The sequence below is a fragment of the Gracilimonas sp. BCB1 genome, assembly GCF_040117685.2.
In the GTDB taxonomy this organism is placed as follows: domain Bacteria; phylum Bacteroidota; class Rhodothermia; order Balneolales; family Balneolaceae; genus Gracilimonas.
On record NZ_JBEDYP020000004.1, the window covers coordinates 43,889 to 63,628 of the forward strand.

Annotated in this window: 15 protein-coding genes and 1 tRNA gene; 7 read left to right on the forward strand and 9 right to left on the reverse strand. The window is 43.9% G+C overall.

Features of this window, described 5'->3' with window-relative positions; all coding sequences use genetic code 11:
- Positions 1–22 precede the first annotated feature (22 nt).
- The 5 genes from ABFW99_RS02045 to ABFW99_RS02065 form a co-directional block, all read right to left on the reverse strand.
- Positions 23–1,198, reverse strand: a complete 1,176-nt coding sequence (locus tag ABFW99_RS02045; RefSeq protein WP_349353302.1) for a tyrosine-type recombinase/integrase — start codon at positions 1,196–1,198, stop codon at positions 23–25.
- A 227-nt stretch (positions 1,199–1,425) separates the two neighbouring features.
- Positions 1,426–1,499: transfer RNA gene (locus ABFW99_RS02050), tRNA-Ile, on the reverse strand.
- 158 nt (positions 1,500–1,657) lie between these two features.
- Positions 1,658–2,620 carry a universal stress protein gene (locus ABFW99_RS02055; protein WP_349353301.1) on the reverse strand — a complete coding sequence of 321 codons (963 nt, stop codon included), beginning with the start codon at positions 2,618–2,620 and terminating at the stop codon, positions 1,658–1,660.
- Between the two features lie 91 nt (positions 2,621–2,711).
- Positions 2,712–3,755, reverse strand: coding sequence for a glycosyltransferase family protein (locus tag ABFW99_RS02060; protein WP_349353300.1), 1,044 nt, complete (start codon positions 3,753–3,755; stop codon positions 2,712–2,714).
- A complete protein-coding gene (locus tag ABFW99_RS02065) occupies positions 3,752–4,567 on the reverse strand; it encodes a UDP-2,3-diacylglucosamine diphosphatase (RefSeq protein ID WP_349353299.1) in 816 nt (271 codons plus the stop codon). The genes ABFW99_RS02060 and ABFW99_RS02065 overlap by 4 nt, the downstream gene beginning before the upstream one ends.
- A 192-nt stretch (positions 4,568–4,759) precedes the next feature.
- Between ABFW99_RS02065 and ABFW99_RS02070 the strand changes: the two genes are divergently transcribed.
- Positions 4,760–5,209 (forward strand): OsmC family protein, encoded by a 450-nt coding sequence (locus tag ABFW99_RS02070; protein ID WP_349353298.1) that lies wholly within the window; start codon positions 4,760–4,762, stop codon positions 5,207–5,209.
- A gap of 8 nt (positions 5,210–5,217) precedes the next feature.
- Positions 5,218–5,841 carry a DUF1684 domain-containing protein gene (locus tag ABFW99_RS02075; protein WP_349353297.1) on the forward strand — a complete coding sequence of 208 codons (624 nt, stop codon included), beginning with the start codon at positions 5,218–5,220 and terminating at the stop codon, positions 5,839–5,841.
- Between the two features lie 229 nt (positions 5,842–6,070).
- Here ABFW99_RS02075 and gcvP read toward each other — a convergent pair whose 3' ends face one another.
- Positions 6,071–8,965, reverse strand: coding sequence for an aminomethyl-transferring glycine dehydrogenase (gcvP, locus tag ABFW99_RS02080; RefSeq protein ID WP_349353296.1), 2,895 nt, complete (start codon positions 8,963–8,965; stop codon positions 6,071–6,073).
- Between the two features lie 217 nt (positions 8,966–9,182).
- Between gcvP and ABFW99_RS02085 the strand changes: the two genes are divergently transcribed.
- Positions 9,183–11,171 (forward strand): LVIVD repeat-containing protein, encoded by a 1,989-nt coding sequence (locus ABFW99_RS02085; protein WP_349353295.1) that lies wholly within the window; start codon positions 9,183–9,185, stop codon positions 11,169–11,171.
- 20 nt (positions 11,172–11,191) lie between these two features.
- Entirely contained in the window at positions 11,192–12,313 is a 1,122-nt protein-coding gene (locus ABFW99_RS02090) for a YncE family protein (protein ID WP_349353294.1), read from the forward strand.
- A gap of 56 nt (positions 12,314–12,369) precedes the next feature.
- Here ABFW99_RS02090 and ABFW99_RS02095 read toward each other — a convergent pair whose 3' ends face one another.
- Positions 12,370–13,089: a hypothetical protein gene (locus tag ABFW99_RS02095; protein WP_349353293.1), complete on the reverse strand. Its 720-nt coding sequence runs from the start codon at positions 13,087–13,089 to the stop codon at positions 12,370–12,372.
- Between the two features lie 137 nt (positions 13,090–13,226).
- Here ABFW99_RS02095 and ABFW99_RS02100 point away from each other — a divergent pair, with 137 nt between their 5' ends.
- The 3 genes from ABFW99_RS02100 (at position 13,227) to ABFW99_RS02110 (ending at position 17,707) form a co-directional block, all read left to right on the forward strand.
- Complete coding sequence (locus ABFW99_RS02100) at positions 13,227–14,057, forward strand: ZIP family metal transporter (RefSeq protein WP_349353292.1); 831 nt, start codon at positions 13,227–13,229, stop codon at positions 14,055–14,057.
- Positions 14,058–14,221: 164 nt separating this feature from the next.
- Complete coding sequence (gene ettA, locus ABFW99_RS02105) at positions 14,222–15,898, forward strand: energy-dependent translational throttle protein EttA (protein WP_349353333.1); 1,677 nt, start codon at positions 14,222–14,224, stop codon at positions 15,896–15,898.
- 60 nt (positions 15,899–15,958) lie between these two features.
- Positions 15,959–17,707: a sensor histidine kinase gene (locus tag ABFW99_RS02110; protein WP_349353291.1), complete on the forward strand. Its 1,749-nt coding sequence runs from the start codon at positions 15,959–15,961 to the stop codon at positions 17,705–17,707.
- Here the strand turns inward: ABFW99_RS02110 and ABFW99_RS02115 are convergent.
- Entirely contained in the window at positions 17,679–19,160 is a 1,482-nt protein-coding gene (locus tag ABFW99_RS02115; RefSeq protein WP_349353290.1) for a PH domain-containing protein, read from the reverse strand. The two genes, ABFW99_RS02110 and ABFW99_RS02115, sit on opposite strands and share 29 nt — an antisense overlap.
- Positions 19,150–19,659 carry a PH domain-containing protein gene (locus ABFW99_RS02120; protein WP_349353289.1) on the reverse strand — a complete coding sequence of 170 codons (510 nt, stop codon included), beginning with the start codon at positions 19,657–19,659 and terminating at the stop codon, positions 19,150–19,152. The genes ABFW99_RS02115 and ABFW99_RS02120 overlap by 11 nt, the downstream gene beginning before the upstream one ends.
- Positions 19,660–19,740 lie beyond the last annotated feature (81 nt).

The window sequence follows — 19,740 nt, forward strand, 5'->3', positions numbered from 1 at the left end:
TAATCTCATATAAATTTATAAATCAGGAGAGAGCTTTCATTTTATCCTTAAGTCTTTTCACAGTCAAATGTGTGTATTTTTCCGTTACTTTCTGGCTCGAATGTCCAGCCATATAACTAGCTTCAGCCGTGTGAAATCCTTTCTCAATCCAAGTAGTTACAGCTTGGTGTCTCATTCCATGTAAAGTACGAGAAGTTGGAATACCGGCTTCCTTACAGTAGCGTTTAAATTCCCTATACACTCTCATTCCACGAACTGGTTGACCTTTTGTATTTCCACCCGTGTAAATAAACACATAATCACTTGGACTAATCTTAGCACGAACTTTTAAATACACCTCCAGTTCTTTCTTCAATTCATTAATGATAGGAATTAACCGTTCTTTTCTACCTTTGGTGGGTGGTAGTGAAATGTAGCTAAGCTCTTTACTTTCATAGATCAGGTTTTCACCTTTTAGTCCTGAGTACGAAAGCTCAGGGTCATAAGCCGCCTCATGTTTTCGGAGACCACCATAGAAATACAATGCTACAATCGGTTTGAACCAGTGTTGGACTAAATTAGGATCGAATTCAGGTAAGTCTTTCTTTCTGGCTAACTCATCATCGAATTTCTTAAAAAGAATTCCAAGTTCTTCCTCAGAAATCATTTTGGGTCGGGTATTTTCTCTAATTCTTGGCAAATCCTTTTTAATCTCAGGAAAGTAATCCTTCTCCACAATGTTCTTTTTCAGCAGAAACTTCCACCAAGACCGGAAATGTCGAAAGTAATAGTGCCTTGTAGCAGAAGTAATGCTCTTTTTGAAGATCACATTCTCAAAATGATAGCTCAGTACATTTGTTGGATGCACATCTGATAACTCATTTAATTCTACAAAATGATCTAAAGCTCGCTGGTAGGCTCCAATGGTTGCCGGGGAGAGATGGTTTTTTGATTTGTAGAATAATTCAATGGATTCACTAACCGTGTTACAATCAGTGGTTTCATTACTGGTGTTTCTTTGTAAAACCTTCTTAGGATTGAATCCTTTCGAAAAGGGATTGATCTTGCCTAACGATTCCAGTTTTTCGAGTTCAGTTACCATTTTCTGAGCAACGTCTTTGTGTCGGGTGCCCAATGATTTCCGAACATTCTTTTTACCCAGGTCTTCAGAGTAAAAATTCACATAGTAGTATTTACCGCGTTTGATTAGAAATGCCATAGTAGTTGCCTTCTGAATTAAAGTTCGGTAAGCGAACTCTAAATTCAGCAGCCTTTGCAAACGACCATTCCAAAATTGTACATAGTAGTGTACATAGTAGTTGGGAATGTAGGGGTATGAAAGTGTTCACTTTCGTTCCTTTGCGTTCGCTTACTTAGTGTAAGTAATTAGGCTTTTTTTTGGCTTAGAAGGGAATTGAGGGGGTTTTTACACCCTCTCAATAATTGTGGGCCCGGCAAGACTTGAACTTGCGACCAATCGATTATGAGTCGACTGCTCTAACCAACTGAGCTACGGGCCCGTTTCGTTGTTTCGAAAGGGCTGCAAATTTACAAGGATTCCCATCCAGATAAAAGCACTTTTTAACGGTTCCTGAAAACAGGAAACCCGTACAAGCTACTTTGCATGCACAGGCTCCTTTCACTCATTAAGATTTAGTATTGATTTGATTGACATCCGCTAATCCGGACGCAGTGTCATCAGTGGTTTTTTGAGATGTTGTGCCACGATGGCTGTGGTTGAGCCCAGAAGTATGCGGGCTATGCCGGTTCGTCCATGGGTGCTCATAACCACCATATCGGCACTGTTGTTAGCATAATCGCAGATTTCAGTATGGGCTGAGAATCCTTTCTTCACAATGCTTACAAACTTCACGGATGCCGAACCGCTCTCGGTTTCTCGCACAAGCAGGTCTTCAAAATTTACACCGGTACGCTGGATACTGAATCCCAACTCCGGATGTTTTTCGAAGTATTTGTTGATATTTTTAATAAGTGAATGATAGACCTTAGGATTGTCTTCCAGGGAAATCGGCATTAGCTCCATACTCAATGAGTAAGGTTCAATAATATGCATCAATGTGATGCTTGCGTCAAAGGCATGGGCAAAATCAAAGGCCTCAACTAATGGTGCCACCGAGTCGCCGGAACCATCCATCGGAACCAGGATTTCATGGATATCATTTTCAGAGAAAGACCCATCTATACTTAATACTGGCTTTTCGCTATATCGAATTACTCTCTCAGTTACATGGCTGCGAACTTCATCCGAAACATGGCCTCCTTTGTTGCTCATAATGACCAAATCATACTGGCTTTCATTGGCCTTATTCGCAATTACCTGAGAAGGCTTACGCCCCACAAGGTTGATCAACTGTCCGCGATGCTCTTTGGGGATATATTCCTCAGCGATTTCATGAAGTTTGTCGTTCGCTGTTTTGAGCACTTTGGGATACAGATCCTTTTCCATATCAAACGGTACACCCAAATGCTGCATGCTTTCATCATAATAGCTCATTAGCGGAATCACGTGGATGAGATCTACGGTGCTGTCGTACATCTCTACAAATTTAGCCGCCATTTTAACCGCTTCAAGAGAAGCTTCAGAAAAATCGGTAGGGACTAAGATATGACTGGCTTTCATAACAACCTCCTCTGTTATTAGTTGTTAGCAGAAGGTAGGTATTTATTATGAAGGTTGAATGAAGAAAATGCCCTTTTAACCAGTTTAACCGCTATTGAAATACCGTTTCGAACTTCTCTCCTCTTCTTTCTCCGATGCATTTACTTCGGCCAAGTCCTGCAGAGATGATTTTCTGCACCAATTCTTCTTCATCAGATATTTCGGGTAAAGTCAGGATCTGACCATTATCGATCCAGTCTGATAAAGTTTGTGTAAAGTTCTGACCTATTTGATAAACCACTGTTCCTCCCAATTCAATTAAAGCGGCCGCATTGCATAACTGTTCATACTGGTTTTTGATGGGTATGGTGAGCAGCTTCTTACCCAGAAACATAGCTTCAGAGGTGGTTTCGAATCCGGTTGCAGAGACAATCCCCAGGCAACTTTCAATACTTTCCAGAAACGTTTCGTCCCCAACCGGGTGCACTTTCACATTTCCTTTTGTATAAACCTCTTCACAGTTTGGAGAAAAAAGGTGCCATTCTACTTTCTGAACCTGATTAAAAATACTGCACAGCGTTTCATGATCGAAGGCCGGGAGGTAAACGGTGATGTGACTTCCCGGAACAGGATTCAAATTTCGGATTTGCCGGCGAATGATGGGCGGTTCAATAAAGTCGTCGTATTGCAGGTAATGGGAACCCACAGCTGCATTAGAGGGGGCAAAGTGCTTCATCACCTGCTCTGCCACCAACGATTTTTTCTCAGGCCGGGGTACCTTTTCAGATAAAAATGAAGCTTGATGACTGATGGCAACACAAGGAATTCCAACTCCATTGGCGGCCCATGCGGTCACCGGCTCAAAGTCATTCACCACAAAATCATAGTCTTCAATGGGAAGTGCCTGCATATCCCGCAAAAACTCTACGGGGTGCAGATTTAAAGCAGTTTCCACCATATCCACGCTTCCATTATTATCATATGCCAGACTCAAACCACGGGCTTTATATGCAATCTCTCCGTCAATATTCATTTTGTAGTTATAGCCACTTACAAGTACATCCACTTCAGCATATTCCCGAAGCTTGGGCAGAACCACACGTGCCCGGCTAATATGTCCGTGTCCGGTACCCTGAATGCCATAAAGTATTTTCATCCGATCATTAGTTTCTTATCGAGCGTATGTGTTTTTATCAGCTGATTTATGCGTGGGTTTTCCAGCAAAAATTCATCCTCTGCATATCGATATAAGCTCCATTCATTACCGTCATATTCCAGGCAAGTCAGATTCTCTACCCAGTCGCCCGAATTGAGGTATATTACCGATCCCTGATCGTTCTCATACCCGCGAATTTTAGGTTGGTGGATATGCCCGCACACTACATAATCATAGCCTTCAGCAATGGCCAGTTCCATAGCCGTTACTTCAAAATCGTCTATAAAATTGACCGCATGCTTTACACTGTCTTTTATTTTTTTGGAGAGCGAGAATTTACCGTACCCCAGCTTCTCAGTGATGTAATTCATCCACCGGTTCAGCAAAATCAGTAGTTCGTATCCATGACCACCCATTTTGGCTATCCATTTGCTGTGCTTCATGGTTACATCAAAAATATCTCCGTGAAAGAACCAGACTTTTTCCCCGTTCAGCTCAAGCACCAGCTTGTCTCTGATGAACAAAGGGCCAAGCTGAAGGCTGGATACCTTCCGTAAGGTTTCGTCATGGTTACCCGTCAAATAATAGATATCTACACCATTGGTCATCATAGTAATTAGCGTACGGATGACGTGCATGTGAGCTTCGGGCCAATAATATTTGCGGAAATTCCACATATCCACGAAGTCACCGTTTAAAATGACTCGCTTTGGGTCGATGGAATTAAGATATTGAACCAGTTCGATAGCATGGCAACCAATGGTTCCGAGGTGAACGTCTGATATAACTACGGTATCGAGTGATCTTTTCATAGCCTGTTGATGATTATTTGGGACAAAGATCGCCCGCCTATGTTATCTTGGGTTATCCCAAGTGTTATGAATTGATTAGATGATTGTTATGGAATTATGAATCTTAAATTTTAAATGCTAAATGTTAAGTTCTTTCAAGAACGAGACATACTGTCATTTAAAATTTAACATTCATCATTTAACATTTCTGAAATGAGTGAAGAAAACGCAAAGAAGATTGTCCACGTCCACCTTCCGGAAAAGGAAAAGTTCAAAACCACACTGACTGCTGGGAAGCACGAATTACTCGCCGATGAACCCGAACATGTGGATGGAGGAAAGAATATGGGACCCGACCCTTACGACTACCTGTTGATGGGGTTAGGCTCCTGCACGCTTATGACGATAAAAATGTATGCGGAACGTAAAAACTGGCCGCTGGAAGATGTATATTTGGAACTTCGTCACAACAAGCGCCATGATGAAGATTGTGAGAACTGCGAAGACCCAGAAAGCAAAATTGACGTAATCGAAAAAGAGCTGATTATTAAAGGCGACTTAAGCCGGGAACAGCTGGACAAACTTCTGGATATATCCAAAAAATGCCCGGTTCACCGTACGCTCGAGTCTGATATCCGAATTGAAAGTTCAGTAAGCAATTAAATCCAATTATGGTGTATCGAACTCTATTATTTATCGCTGTTCTGTTTTTTGGTGGAATGAGTGTTGCTGTAGGAAAACAGTCGGATTCAATTATTATAAGTGAAATCGAATCCCATCGGGATTCTTTAGATCAGGCCTTTCAGAACCGGGGAACCTCGCCGTTGAAGGAAGAGGACTTTGAGGAGTTTTCCGGACTGGATTACTTCCCCATCAACCTGGACTATTATACCAAGGCAAAGTTTGTAAGAACTACCAACCAACCGGCATTTGGTATGCCAACCACCACTTCAGAAGTTAAAACCTATGAGAAGTACGGGGAGCTTCATTTTTCTATTTATGGACGGACTGTTTCCTTAGATGTATTTCAAAGTCACGAGCTCAGGGAAACGGAGAAGTATAAAAACTACCTGTTCTTGCCTTTCAGGGATAAAACCAATGGAGACGAAACCTACGGCGGTGGGCGCTACCTCGAGATGTGGATCCCCAATAGTGATTCAGTAATCATTGACTTTAACAAAGCTTACAACCCCTATTGTGTATATAACTCCACGTATTCCTGTCCGCTCGTGCCCAAACAAAACCGAATGGATGTTCCGGTGTATGCCGGGGTGAAGGATTTTAAACAGGAATAAGAATTACAGTTCCTTCCAAAACTTTCGCTCCGACGCAGAGCGATCGGAGCGAGTTGAAAATCCTGTTATTCCTACAATCCCACACATCAAGGTTCAAAAAAAGTAAGCCATAAACACCAACAAGATTCCCGCCTTCGCGGGAATGACATCAGCTCTTTCTTATTTCAGGGTCTACAAAGAACCTTTCAGCTTTAAATGTTGGATGTTCCTTGTTCGATGTTTTCCCGTTCTACACGGCTTCGATGCCCTCTTCATAAGCAGACATCGGGATACAGGAGCACACCAGGTTACGATCGCCATAGGCATCATCAACGCGGGAAACAGAAGGCCAGAATTTATCATATTTAAGATCTTCAAGCGGGAACGCTCCTTTTTCTCGGGAGTAACTTCGGTTCCAGTCATCCGCTATAATTACGCGCTGTGTGTGCGGGGCATGCTTCAACACATTGTCTTCTTTGTCGGCAAGGCCATCTTCAATTTCCTGAATCTCTTTACGGATGGAAATCATTGCTTCGCAGAACCGATCCAGCTCCTCAACTGATTCACTTTCAGTAGGCTCAATCATCAGTGTACCCGGTACCGGGAAACTCATGGTTGGGGCATGGAAGCCGTAATCCATCAGACGTTTCGCTACATCTACGGATTCAATTCCTGCCGATTGTTTAAACGGACGAAGATCCACAATAAACTCATGCGCAGAACGGCCTGTTTTTCCGGTGTACAGAATTTCATAATGATCTTTAAGACGATCCTTCAGGTAGTTGGCATTCAGAATGGCGTATTTAGTGGCATCCGTTAGCCCGTTTACACCCATCATACGAATGTACGCATAGGATATCGTAAGAATGCTTGCGCTTCCCCAGGGTGCTGCCGAAATCGCATTCACTCCTTTTTCACCGCCGGTTTTGATTACCGTGTGTGATGGCAGGAATGGCGTTAGATGCTCAGCCACTCCGATCGGCCCCATTCCCGGTCCCCCGCCGCCATGCGGGATGCAGAAGGTTTTATGCAGGTTCAGGTGGCAAACATCGGCTCCGATTTCACCGGGACTGGTCAAACCAACCTGTGCATTCATGTTTGCACCATCCATATAAACTTGTCCGCCATGTTTGTGAATGATTTCACAGAAGTCTTTCACTTTATGTTCAAACACTCCGTGTGTAGAAGGATAAGTGATCATCAAAGCAGCCAGGCGATCACTGTATTTTTCAGCTTTAGCTTCCAGGTCATCGCTGGAGATGTTTCCGTGACTGTCGGTTTTGACCACAACCACATCCATGCCGGCCATTACTGCACTGGCTGGATTAGTTCCATGAGCGGATGAAGGAATCAGCGCCACATTTCTGTGATCATCACCATTGGCTTTGTGATAAGCCCGGATGGTCATCAATCCGGCATATTCTCCCTGAGCTCCCGAGTTGGGCTGAAGCGACATCCCTGCAAAACCGGTAATCTCACAGAGCCACTCGTTCAATTCATCAAATAACTGCGTGTAACCTTCCGCCTGCTCTCTCGGTGCAAAAGGATGTATTTGACCAAATTCAGGCCACGTCACCGGAATCATTTCGGCTGTAGCATTCAGCTTCATGGTACAGGAGCCAAGCGAAATCATGGAATGTACCAGCGAGAGGTCTTTATTCTCCAGTCGCTTCATATAGCGAAGCATTTCATGCTCTGAATGGTATAGGTTGAAAACAGGGTGGTCGAGATAATCAGTTTGGCGGGCCAGGTTTTCGGGATAATCCACTTTCACCTTCTTAGATTCAGCCTGCACATCAAAACTGTTATCCTTACCAAGCGCTTCTGCAAAAATAGCCAACACCAGTTCGGCGTCTTCGAGATTTTTAGCTTCATCGAAAGAAAGACCAATGGTGTTTTCATCCACATAGCGAAAGTTCACCTCCTGTTTTTCAGCTACCGCCTTCACTTTGGAGGCATTTTCCTTAACCGTCAGGGTGTCAAAATAGGTTTCTGTTTGAACCTCCACTCCCATTTTTTCCAATCCGGCTTTAGTCAGCTTGGTCAAGCCGTGAATTTTGGAAGCAATCTTCTTCAGTCCTTCCGGCCCATGGTAAACGGCATACATGCCGGCCATCACCCCAAGCAAAACCTGGGCGGTACAAATATTCGAAGTGGCCTTTTCCCGACGAATGTGTTGTTCACGGGTTTGCAGTGCCATACGATAAGCCGGTTTACCTTCCGCATCCTGAGTTACTCCAATGATGCGTCCCGGAATTTTTCGCTGAAAATCTTCTTTGGTGGCAAAGTAAGCGGCGTGGGGTCCTCCATATCCCATCGGCACCCCAAATCGCTGTGATGAACCGACTACTACATCGGCACCCATTTCGCCCGGAGCTTTCAATAACGTCAGGCTCAGTAAATCTGCAGCTACCACAGCATACACATCGTGCTCGTGCGCTGCCTCAATAATGCTCGTGTAATCTTCCACACTTCCATCGGTTGCCGGATACTGAAGCAGGATTCCAAATAATTCCGGATCTGTTACATCCAGCTCATGGTGGTCTCCAACTCTAACTTCTACCCCAATCGGCTCTGCTCTTGTTTGTAACACTTCGATGGTTTGAGGATGGCACAACTCCGAAACAAAAAATACTTCCGCATCTTTACGCTTCTTACCTCGTCGCTGTCCGTACAGCATACTCATGGCTTCCGCGGCCGCTGTTCCCTCATCCAGCAAAGAAGCATTAGCCAGCTCCATCCCGGTAAGGTCGCTGACAGTAGTTTGAAAATTAATCAGTGCCTCCAGCCGGCCCTGGGCAATCTCAGCCTGGTAGGGTGTGTAGGCGGTGTACCAACCCGGATTCTCGAGGATATTTCTTTTAATGACATTGGGAACAAGGGTATCGTAGTAGCCCATGCCAATAAACGACTTGTGGATTATATTTTTGGAAGCCAGTTTTTTGAATTCCGTCAGAAAATCATGTTCACTTAATGCCTCAGGAAGATCCATAGGCTTGTCCAGACGAATGCCTTCGGGTATAGTCTCATCAATCAGCTTATCAACAGAATCGGCTTTGATAACCTCCAGCATTTTTTGGGTTGATTCCTGAGTGGGTCCGTTATGGCGGCGGGCAAATACTTCTTTCTCGAAATTAATGTCCATCTAAGTAAGAAAAAATGAGTTGGTTTTGGTTGGTAGGAACAACGAGTGACAAGAATAAAATTCCTTTATCACATCGAAAAACAGGATTCTGTAAAATAAGGAAAAATGAGTTCAAAAGAGCAGAATTTCAGTCGGGTCATAGTTCATTTCTCACTTTTTTTTGATTTATTACAGGTCTTAATAAAAACCACTTATCTATTAACTAATTTTACCTGTCATGGCGAAAGCATTAAAAATTTTAGCCGCTATCCTGCTTATTGGTACTACCTCTCTTTTTGCACAGGATGCAAGCTCTTTAAAAATTGTAATCGAACCCGATCCCGTAGAAGTAAAAGTTGGGGATGAACTTCAACTTAAAGCCACACTAATGACGGAAGCCGGTGAAGCCCTTCCTGATACTTTGTTGTTCTATTCCCGTAACGGGCGTGACCTGGAAGTTTCCAGAAGCGGACTTGTTAAAGCTAACAAACCGGGTACCTATTCAGCAATCGTTCTTCGCTCAGGTCCGCGCGACCAGCGAGTGGTTAAACAGTTCGAGATCAATGTTCCGTATCCGCCTATTGCTAAGGTAGAATTTGTAAATGTACCTGAAAACATTTACTCCAAAACCACCATCGATTTGAATGTACATGTGCTTGATGCGATGGACCTGATTCGCGAAAACCCGGACCTGAAGATTTCCAGCGACAATCAATCCGTAGCAATGGTGAGTCATGGTAAGCTGATTGCTCAGAAGCCCGGAAAAGCTAAAATCACGGCTCAGTCTGAAGGAAAAAAAGCCACGCTAAATGTGACTATAAAGCAAAACCCAACGGCCTCTATTACTATTGGTAATAGCGAAACTGAAGTCCGAACCGGTGATGTCATTACCTTTGATGCCAAAGCTCTTGGCAATAATGGTAATGAAGTAGATGCACCGATCACCTATTCTTACACCGCTCAGCCGGATGATAATCTTGGACAAGGTGCAGAAGGCCAGGTTTCTCAGAACGGGAAATTTGTAGCCAACAAGCCGGGCATTTTCACCCTCACTGCTCGCTCAGGTGATGTATTTGAAGAACAAATTATTCGGGTTAAGGACCGAAATGTTCAGCAGGATATTGAATTGGTTGGACATGGTGAAGTCCTTGATGTACACACTTCTGACCTCTGGGTTTGGGAAGGCGTGGACGGCAGAGACTACGCTATAACCGGAACCTGGGGAGCAAATGGCGATGCCTATTTCTGGGATGTAACCGACCCGGCTAACATTACTCCGATTGACACTGTGCGTGTGGACGCCCGGACTGTTAATGACGTGAAAATATCTGAAGATGGAACCATTGGAGTAATCACTCGTGAAGGTGCTTCAAATCGTAAGAACGGAATGGTAGTTCTGGATGTAAGTAACCCACGGGATGTTAAAATTCTGTCTGAATATAATGAAGGACTCACCGGCGGTGTTCACAACGCTTTCATCTACGAAGATCATGTATATGCGGTGAATAATGGCCGTCGTTATGACATCATCAATATTGAAGACCCGGAAAACCCACAGACCGTTGGGCGTTTCGAGCTGGATACTCCCGGCCACTCGATCCACGATGTTTGGATTGAAGACGGAATTGCCTACTCCTCCAACTGGAGTGATGGCGTGGTAGCCGTTGATATTGGTGCTCAGGAAGGAGAGATGGGAACCGCCGGTGGATCTCCGGAAAACCCGGTTCAGTTGGGAAGTTATTCTTACCCAAGTGGATGGAATCACGCCGCATTCCCTTTCAAAAGTAAATCAACAGGCGATTTTTACGTAATTGCCGGTGACGAAGCTTTCCCGAATGGACTTCCGTCCAGAAGCAATCCCGTTGCTGCAGCCGGCTGGATTCATTTTATTCAATTTGATGGCTGGGACAAGCCAACTGAAGTAGCTCGCTACCAGGTTCCTGAAGCCGGTACTCATAATTTCTGGGTAGTTGACGATCTGCTTTTTGTGGCTTATTACAATGCCGGACTGCGCATCGTTGATATTTCCGGAGAGTTGATGGGGAACCTGTACGATCAGGGACGTGAGATTGCCAAATTTGAGCCTACTCATCCTGATGCCCTGGTTCCAAACGCTCCGTTTACATGGGGACCTCAACCATACAAAGGACATATTTTCATTTCTGACTGGAACTCCGGCTTATGGGCTATCAAACTTGTTGACAAGCCCCAGCAGGGAACCAACTAAACAAAAGTTATATATAGACTATGAGTTTTAAGAGAGCTTTGATCGCAATCTTTATTGGAGGGTTTCTCTTTTGGGGAACCTCCAGTTCCTTTGCACAAGATTACTATTTGTATGTAGCTGCAGAATCTGATGACGAAGTTCACCTGGTACATTTCGATGGTGAAACACAAAAGGGTGAAATTGCAGAAACCATACGTGTGGGAACCTGGCCTCAGGAAAACGAAGGGCCGCATGGTCTCACTATCTCCCCTGATGGAGAGCACTGGTTTGTAAGCATCGCCCATGGAATACCCTATGGCAAACTCTGGAAGTTCGAAACCCGAACCAACGAGTTTGTAGCAGAAGTTGAATTGGGCATGTTTCCTGCCAGTATGGACATTTCTACCACCACGGGTTTACTGTATGTGGTGAATTTTAACCTGCATGGAGACATGGAGCCAAGTACGGTTTCAGTCGTTGAGCCTGAGTCCATGATCCGGCTCTCAGATATAGAAACAGGCATAATGCCTCACGGTTCACGCATTAACAGTTCAGGAACCCGACAATACCATGTATCCATGATGACCGATGAGCTGATCGAGATCGATACCGAAGCACTTGAAGTGCAGAGAAAGCTTAAGCTGTCAGGCAAAAAAATGAGTGGAAAGGTGTCGGCAAGTATGGATCACTCCGGCATGAATCATGGTAACATGATGCACAAACCGGTTGAGAAGCCTACCTGGGCCGACCCTCACCCTACAAAACCTCTGGTATATGTTGCGGCTAACGGTTCGGACGAGGTTCTGGAAATAAACACTAACAAATGGGAAATAACCAACCGTTGGAAAACCGGAAAAGCACCATATAACCTCGAAGTCAGCCATGACGGAAAACTGTTGGTAGCAACCTATAAAGGAGAAGGGGCAACCGGCGTATGGGATTTGAGCTCCGGTAAGGAATTGGCGAAAATCAAAAACAGCCGGAAAGTTAGCCACGGTGTTGCTATCTCATCTGACAACAATTACGCATTCATCTCGGTTGAAGGAATTGGTGGTGAACCCGGGTCTGTTGATATCATCAACCTGAAAACCTTGGAGCGTGTTGACGTGGTAGAGACCGGTAAACAAGCCGGGGGCATCATATTCTGGAAACAGGAAAGTTAGTTTAGATATCTCTCTTAGAGTTTAAGCCCGGCAGCCTCCCACAGTGCCGGGTTTTTTTATTGCAAAGAAATAGAATGGCTAACGCTTCTGCCCTTTTCACCTTCACGATCAATCACTTCTTTGTCTAGAGATTTAACGGTGTAACCCAGCTTTTCAGCCATCCCTATAAGTAACGGTTCCAGGTTTCCTTTCTCCGTATTGAACCTGACCAAAGCTTCCTGAGTACGCATATCAATTTTATTGATAGCGCGGCCAAGCATATCAGCACATTTCATAATTTCACCACCTGAGTATATATTTTGATCTGAGACCGGCGGTGGTGTGAATTTCTTTTTAAAGGTACTCAAAGACCGTATCTCACCTGATTGGGCATCCGGTTGCAGCCACTCAATATTATGTTCCACATCACGGATGTAGTATGCCAGGTATCGGGGCTTTTCACTCTCAATAAAAAAACTGAATTCTGTAAGCCAAACCTCTTTTACGTTATCCATTTCCATATCAAACCAGATACCGCCCCCGGGTAAATTCCACACTATTTTGTCCTCTTTGGATTTTCTCTTGTTCAGTACCAGGGGATAGCCATCCATAAAAGACTCGGTAATATCTTTAAGGTCAGCCTCGGGTGTAACGGTTAACACCGGATGATCCTCGAGCGGGTCTACAAAATCAGGCGCATCATTTTCGACTTCACATTCTATGTCTCCGATGCGCAAGAGTATGCGAATCAACCCATCTTTGATAGGTTCTTTAAAAGCTAAAATATCGTTACTCATGCCTGATTTAAATGGTTTGGGCATTAAGGTAGTAAAATTATGAATCCTTTAATCTGAAAATTATTTAACATAAATATTAGCCTTAACTAAATTTTTAGTAAGACTAAGCAAATTGTTATATTCAAAACAAAAAATTTATGGAATTCTTACCAAACTGGTTTTTTGAACTAAATCCTATTGTACAAGCCTTGATGGGCGGTCTGTTTACCTGGGGTGTTACGTCACTTGGAGCGGCTATTGTTTTTTTCACCAAAGGTATCAACTACAAATTGTTAGATGGCATGATGGGCTTTGCTGCCGGAGTTATGATTGCTGCAAGTGTATGGTCACTAATCATCCCCGGTATTGAACTTGCGGAAGCTCAGGGAATGATTGGATGGGTTCCCGCAGCTATCGGCTTTCTGCTTGGCGGCATCTTCCTTAGAATTTGTGATGCTTACGTCCCCCACCTGCACATCGGGTTGCCCCGCGACGAAGCTGAAGGGGTGGATACAAAATGGAAACGAGCTACTCTGCTTGTTTTAGCTATTACACTGCATAACATTCCGGAAGGCTTAGCAATTGGAGTTCTTTTTGGAGCGGCCAGCCTGGGGCTTGATATGGTTGGGGGAGCAACAGTTGCAGGAGCTATTACTTTGGCTATTGGTATTGGTATTCAAAACTTCCCTGAAGGTATCGCTATTTCCATGCCCCTTCGTCGTGATGGAGTGAGCCGGTTAAAAAGCTTCAACTATGGTCAGCTCTCGGGAATTGTGGAACCGGTATCTGCCGTAATCGGTGCAGCGGCTGTAATATTTATCACTCCGATCCTGCCCTATGCCCTGGCATTTGCTGCCGGTGCCATGATCTACGTGGTAGTAGAGGAACTGATTCCTGAAAGTCAACTTCATGGCAATGCAGACCTGGCTACCTTAGGTGTGATGGTTGGTTTTGTAGTAATGATGGTATTGGATGTAGCACTCGGATAAAATTTTTGCTAAAGTATTTCTGAGAGGCATCGATAATAAAGTCGGTGCCTCTTTTCATTTTTGGTAAAAATTTCGGGTTTCAGCAGAACTTTGTTTAGAAAGAAGTTCAAAAAATCAACGCGTATTTCGTACCTTTAACATATTATTAATTCTAATAAATACGTATTTCCTTGAGCGACAATAAGATCATTTTTTCGATGGTTGGGGTAAGCAAAACTTACAAGCCCAATAAAACGGTACTCAAAGACATTTATCTCTCTTTCTTTTATGGAGCTAAAATTGGTGTTTTGGGATTGAATGGTGCCGGAAAATCCACTTTACTGCGCATTATTGCCGGCGAAGATCAGAACTATCAAGGCGACATCAGCATCCAGAAAGGAATTTCATTTGGTTACTTGTCTCAGGAGCCCAAGCTCGATCCTTCTAAAACCGTTAAGGAAATTGTTGAAGAAGGTGTACAGGAAACCATGAATCTGCTTAAGGAATATGAAGAGGTAAATGCTGCCTTCAGCGATCCGGAAGCTGACTTTGAGAAGCTGATTGAAAAACAGTCTAAACTTCAGGAAAAAATTGATCAGGTTGAAGCCTGGGATATAGATAGTAAACTGGAGCAGGCAATGGACGCCCTTCGGTGCCCTCCGGGTGACACCTCTGTTGAGGTGCTTTCAGGGGGTGAAGCCCGCCGTGTAGCCCTTTGTCGCTTACTGCTCAGGAAACCGGATGTTTTATTGCTGGATGAGCCGACCAACCACCTTGATGCAGAATCCGTGGGCTGGTTGGAGCAACATCTTGATCGGTATGAAGGCACTGTGATTGCCGTAACCCACGACCGTTACTTTCTCGACAACGTAGCCGGCTGGATTCTTGAACTGGATCGCGGCGAAGGAATTCCGTTTGAAGGTAACTATAGCTCGTGGCTGGAACAGAAATCCAAACGGCTGCAACAGGAAGAGAAGGAAGAATCCAAGCGACAAAAAACGCTTAAGCAAGAGCTGGACTGGATTCGCCAAAATCCAAAAGGTCGCCGCGCCAAAAGTAAAGCCCGTATCAATAAGTATGAGGAATTGTTATCTGAAGAGCATGAAAAACGGCGGGATGACATGGAGATTTTCATACCGGCCGGCCCGCGACTTGGCGACAAGGTAATTGTGGCCGATCAGGTGACAAAAGGCTTTGAAGAACGCCTGCTGATTGAAGACATGAATTTTAAGCTGCCTCCCGGCGGTATTGTAGGGGTAATCGGCCCAAACGGTGCCGGTAAAACCACCTTGTTTAAAATGATTACCGGACAGGAAGAACCTGATAATGGAAAAATGATAACCGGTGAAACGGTAAAGCTTGGATATATTGACCAGAAAAGACCTCTGGATCCTTCCAAAACAATTTGGGAAGAAATCTCCGGTGGGCAAGACACCATTAAGCTGGGCAACCGGGAAGTAAATTCACGGGCCTATGTAGCTCGTTTTAATTTCAGCGGTAGCGATCAGCAAAAGAAAGTAACAGAACTTTCCGGTGGAGAACGTAATCGTGTTCACCTTGCCAAAATGTTGAAAGAAGGAGCCAATGTTCTGTTACTTGATGAGCCTACTAATGATCTCGATGTTAATACATTACGAGCACTGGAAGAGGCCTTGTTGGAATTTGCGGGCTGTGCGGTGGTCATATCTCACGATAGATGGTTCCTGGACCGGATTGCAACTCATATATTAGCTTTTGAAGGAAACAGCCAGGTGTACTGGTTTGAAGGAAATTATGAAGAATACGAAGAGAACCGGAAACAGAGACTTGGTATTACCGATGACCAGCCTCATCGCATTAAATACAAGAAACTAATGCGATAAAAATCGCATTAATTGCCATACCCATCAGGGTAAGGCATTTTCAATACTAAACTAGTATTTATGGCTACAGAAATTGGTAAAGAACGCTTGGATGTAGATCAGAAAGTTGTCGCCCTTTTTGCGTTCGGCATTGTCTGTGCTTTATTGCTAATCCTTATCGTCAACATTTCCATTAATACTTCCTCAGGTATCAGAGCTTATGTGGGTGGTGAGGGAATGTGGACCAAGGCACAAAAAGAATCTGTTATTCACCTCACCAATTATATCCTTACGGAGAACGAAGAAGAATTTGAACACTTCAAAAGTGCACTTCGCGTAAACTTGGGTGACCGGATAGGGCGAGAAGAATTATTAAAAGATGATTATGATTACCAGACCGTATTTGATGGGTTTTTAGAAGGAAAAATTCACCCTGATGACATCCCCCACCAAATCAACTTATTCCGGCGTTTTCAGTGGCTGCCCCAGGTCAAAAAAGCTATTGAAGTATGGACAGAAGGTGATGAAAAGATTGCCAAACTCATTCATTTTGGAGACTCTGTCAGAGTTCAAATGCAAGCATCTGATATTAGTTTAGAACAAAAAACGGAATGGGTTACTCAACTTGAAGAGCTGGACCAAGAACTCACAGAATTGGAAGTCCGTTTTTCCTCGGAGATGGGCAACCTGGCTCGCCTGGTCAACTCCGTATTACGCTGGAGTGTCATATTCCTGGGTCTATTGCTTATCGGGATCGGTATTTGGCTGGTCTATCGATTCCTGAACAGCACTAAAATCTGGATGGAAACCCTCAAAGAAAGTGAGGAGCGCTTTAAGCAAGTGCTTTCCAACTCCAAAGACGTGCTCTATAAAATGAATTTGGATGACAGGGAATACAAATATGTGAGTCCTGCCATTACCTCTATGCTGGGTTATACGCCGGATGAGTTTCTTAATGGCGGTATCTCATTCATCTTCTCTAAAATGCATCCTAAAGACCGTGAGCGTTTACAACAAATAGTTGAAAAATACGATGATATTGAAGACAACGAATTCCTTCCCTTTGTTGAATTTCGGTTAAAAGACAGCACCGGAGACTGGAAGTGGGTTAGCAATGTAAGAACCCTGGTTCGTAATGCAGAAGGCAAACCTGAGGCTATTATTGGCAGCGTAAGAGATATATCAACCCAAAAGAAACAGGACAAACAACTTAAGGAATCACTTAAAGACAAAGAGATTCTTTTGCAGGAAATCCACCACCGGGTAAAAAATAACCTTGCCATCATTTCCAGCCTGCTGGAACTTCAAAAAGATAATGTAAGCCATGAAGTTGAAGACATGTTGTCTTCCAGCCAGGCGCGTATTAAATCAATTGCCAAGGTGCATGAGAAACTATACGAGTCTTCTACCCTTTCCAATATTCCCCTCGATTCCTATATCCGGGAGCTATCAGAAGAAATAAAAAATGCCTACACCAGTGAAAAGAAAGAAATTGAGATTCAGACGGATGTGGTTCCGTTTGAAATTGATCTCGACGATGCCATTCCAATAGGACTAATCTTAAATGAGCTGATCAATAATGCCTTTAAACATGCTTTTAAAGAACGAAATGAAGGTATAATCAAGATTTCTTTGAAGCAAAGTGGCTCAGGAATGGAATTAATGGTTGCCAATAATGGTGACAGTATTTCCGAGGATTTCGATCCGGAGCAAAGCGAGTCGCTGGGAATGACGCTTATACAGGTTTTAATCAAAAGGGTAAATGGAGCCCTGACCATCGAAAGCGGAGAATGGACTCGCTTTATAATTCAATTTGAGCTGAACGAGTAGATTCCGGCTCTTCTTCCTCAACGGCCTCATTTACCAGCCACTTTAATACCTTAAAGGTATCTGCTAAGCGGATATCTGCGGTTTCGAAATCCAATCCTCCTGCACCGGAGGCAGCCGTCACTGTCAGGTTCTGAATGTCTTTATTATCCTGAAATGGATTTTGACTAGTCTCAATATTCTGAATACGGTTTTTCTTTACAATGGCCGTTGTCCGTGATACTACCCGATAGCGCATTCTCAGGATTTTATCTCCCAAACCGAGGGCTGCATCTTTATATCTCAGCCACCCCAAATACCCCAAAACAGGAATTACCAGTAACGATAGCCATCCGTATTCCATCAGGTACCAGGCAATCGGTATCAGAGGTAAAACAAAATAATTAGGACGCCGGATGTATCTCCATAACGTTTTTCGCGGAGGCCTGATTTGGTATTCCGGTTCTTTATACTCTTCAAGAAACTCTGCCAGAAAAGCACTTATGTTCGAAGATGCGATAAAAGGCACAAGAACAATAGACCGTCCTTTTTGAGTTTGATCGAAGCCGGCGCTTTCCACGTAAAGCATTCCATACCCAAAAGGCTGACGAATAATCCCTTCCACAAACCGAACGGCCTGAATGCGATCGAATGGCACTGTTATGTGCTTCCTCTCCACCAAGCCACTGGTGATAATGAGTTCTTTGGATGTTTTTTCAAGCTGAAAGTCTGAATATTTGAAAATTACCCCAATAAACGACAGTGCCCATGACACGACAATAATGGTAACTACGACACCAACAATCAGGGTCACATCGCTATACCCGGGAAGAGCTTCATACACATATTCAATAGTTTCCTCATTTATAAACTCATCCATCTGGCCCGACACTGCACCGAGAATAGACGCAATCAGACCAAAATTACCGGACGTAAAGGCTGCAAAAACCAAATCCTTGGTTGACAATTGCCATTGCCCCAGTACCTCTTCTTCAGCCTCATAAATTTCTTCGGCTTCTCCTTCCCCCTCTTGAGTTGCTGCCCGTTTTTTGCGTAGCTCAGTCCGTAATGCTTCCGCATCTCCTCGTGAAATGGCACTGATGGTAGCCGTTTCGGTACCTCCGCCGGCCGTTTTAACTTCCACTTTCACCAACCCAAACATACGCTGTAGCAAGCCTTCTGTAATATCAATCACCTGTATGCGATCTTTGGAAAGGTACATATTACTTTTAACGAGCACCCCTTTCTTGATCTGAAGCTCATCTTCGTGTACCCGATACCTGAACACTACCCAACTCAGCACCCCGCTTACCAACGTTATAGCAATACCACCTAGCAGAAAGTAAAGAAAATACCCTTCGGTATTAGAAGTACCGATGAAAAGCAGAATAACAATGGTGACAAAATTCTGTTTTATGCTTTCTATCACCCTTGTTACGGCTGCAATGGGATGTTGCCGCTTAAACTCAGACATCATCTTTCACCTTCCGTACAAGTGTAGAGATCGTGGTGCGGAGCTCGTCAGCTGTATCATCGTCAAGCGCCGGAATTTCGTGGGTGGTAGCTGCTGTGGAAATGGTAACCGAAGACAGCCCGAACTTTCGATAAATGGGGCCTTGCTTGGTATCCACGTGCTGAACCCGGTTTATGGGAACGAGTGTTCTTTTTTTGATGATAATTCCACGAAGCATATCAACTTCTTTTTCGGACACATCGTATTTCCATCGTTTCCACCGAATGTTGGGCAGCAACACTCCGGTTAACAAATAAAGGACCAGGGAAGTAAAAAAGATACAACCAAACAAAAGCCAGTCTAAGCCATGGTACCATGGCGTGCCGATGCCAAAGTTATGATTTATAGCCAGGGCCAGTTGAATAATTGAAGGGGTAAACCAAAACAATCCGAATAGCAAAGCATTTACGGTCCAGGCTTTGATAGCATCTTTATGGATTCGGGTAGCGGGCTCTTGATTCATGCACTAATCGATTGAAGCGTTAATTTCAGCCAGATAATAAAAAAGATAAATGGTTAAATGTTCCTGAAAATAAAAAAAGCC

Excerpts from the sequence above, each read along its gene's own strand:
- ABFW99_RS02045 (WP_349353302.1), bottom strand. The coding sequence starts at position 1,198 with ATGGCATTTCTAATCAAACGCGGTAAATACTACTATGTGAATTTTTAC.
- ABFW99_RS02055 (WP_349353301.1), bottom strand. The coding sequence starts at position 2,620 with ATGAAAGCCAGTCATATCTTAGTCCCTACCGATTTTTCTGAAGCTTCT.
- ABFW99_RS02060 (WP_349353300.1), bottom strand. The coding sequence starts at position 3,755 with ATGAAAATACTTTATGGCATTCAGGGTACCGGACACGGACATATTAGC.
- ABFW99_RS02065 (WP_349353299.1), bottom strand. The coding sequence starts at position 4,567 with ATGAAAAGATCACTCGATACCGTAGTTATATCAGACGTTCACCTCGGA.
- ABFW99_RS02070 (WP_349353298.1), top strand. The coding sequence starts at position 4,760 with ATGAGTGAAGAAAACGCAAAGAAGATTGTCCACGTCCACCTTCCGGAA.
- ABFW99_RS02075 (WP_349353297.1), top strand. The coding sequence starts at position 5,218 with ATGGTGTATCGAACTCTATTATTTATCGCTGTTCTGTTTTTTGGTGGA.
- gcvP (WP_349353296.1), bottom strand. The coding sequence starts at position 8,965 with ATGGACATTAATTTCGAGAAAGAAGTATTTGCCCGCCGCCATAACGGA.
- ABFW99_RS02085 (WP_349353295.1), top strand. The coding sequence starts at position 9,183 with ATGGCGAAAGCATTAAAAATTTTAGCCGCTATCCTGCTTATTGGTACT.
- ABFW99_RS02090 (WP_349353294.1), top strand. The coding sequence starts at position 11,192 with ATGAGTTTTAAGAGAGCTTTGATCGCAATCTTTATTGGAGGGTTTCTC.
- ABFW99_RS02095 (WP_349353293.1), bottom strand. The coding sequence starts at position 13,089 with ATGAGTAACGATATTTTAGCTTTTAAAGAACCTATCAAAGATGGGTTG.
- ABFW99_RS02100 (WP_349353292.1), top strand. The coding sequence starts at position 13,227 with ATGGAATTCTTACCAAACTGGTTTTTTGAACTAAATCCTATTGTACAA.
- ABFW99_RS02110 (WP_349353291.1), top strand. The coding sequence starts at position 15,959 with ATGGCTACAGAAATTGGTAAAGAACGCTTGGATGTAGATCAGAAAGTT.
- ABFW99_RS02115 (WP_349353290.1), bottom strand. The coding sequence starts at position 19,160 with ATGATGTCTGAGTTTAAGCGGCAACATCCCATTGCAGCCGTAACAAGG.
- ABFW99_RS02120 (WP_349353289.1), bottom strand. The coding sequence starts at position 19,659 with ATGAATCAAGAGCCCGCTACCCGAATCCATAAAGATGCTATCAAAGCC.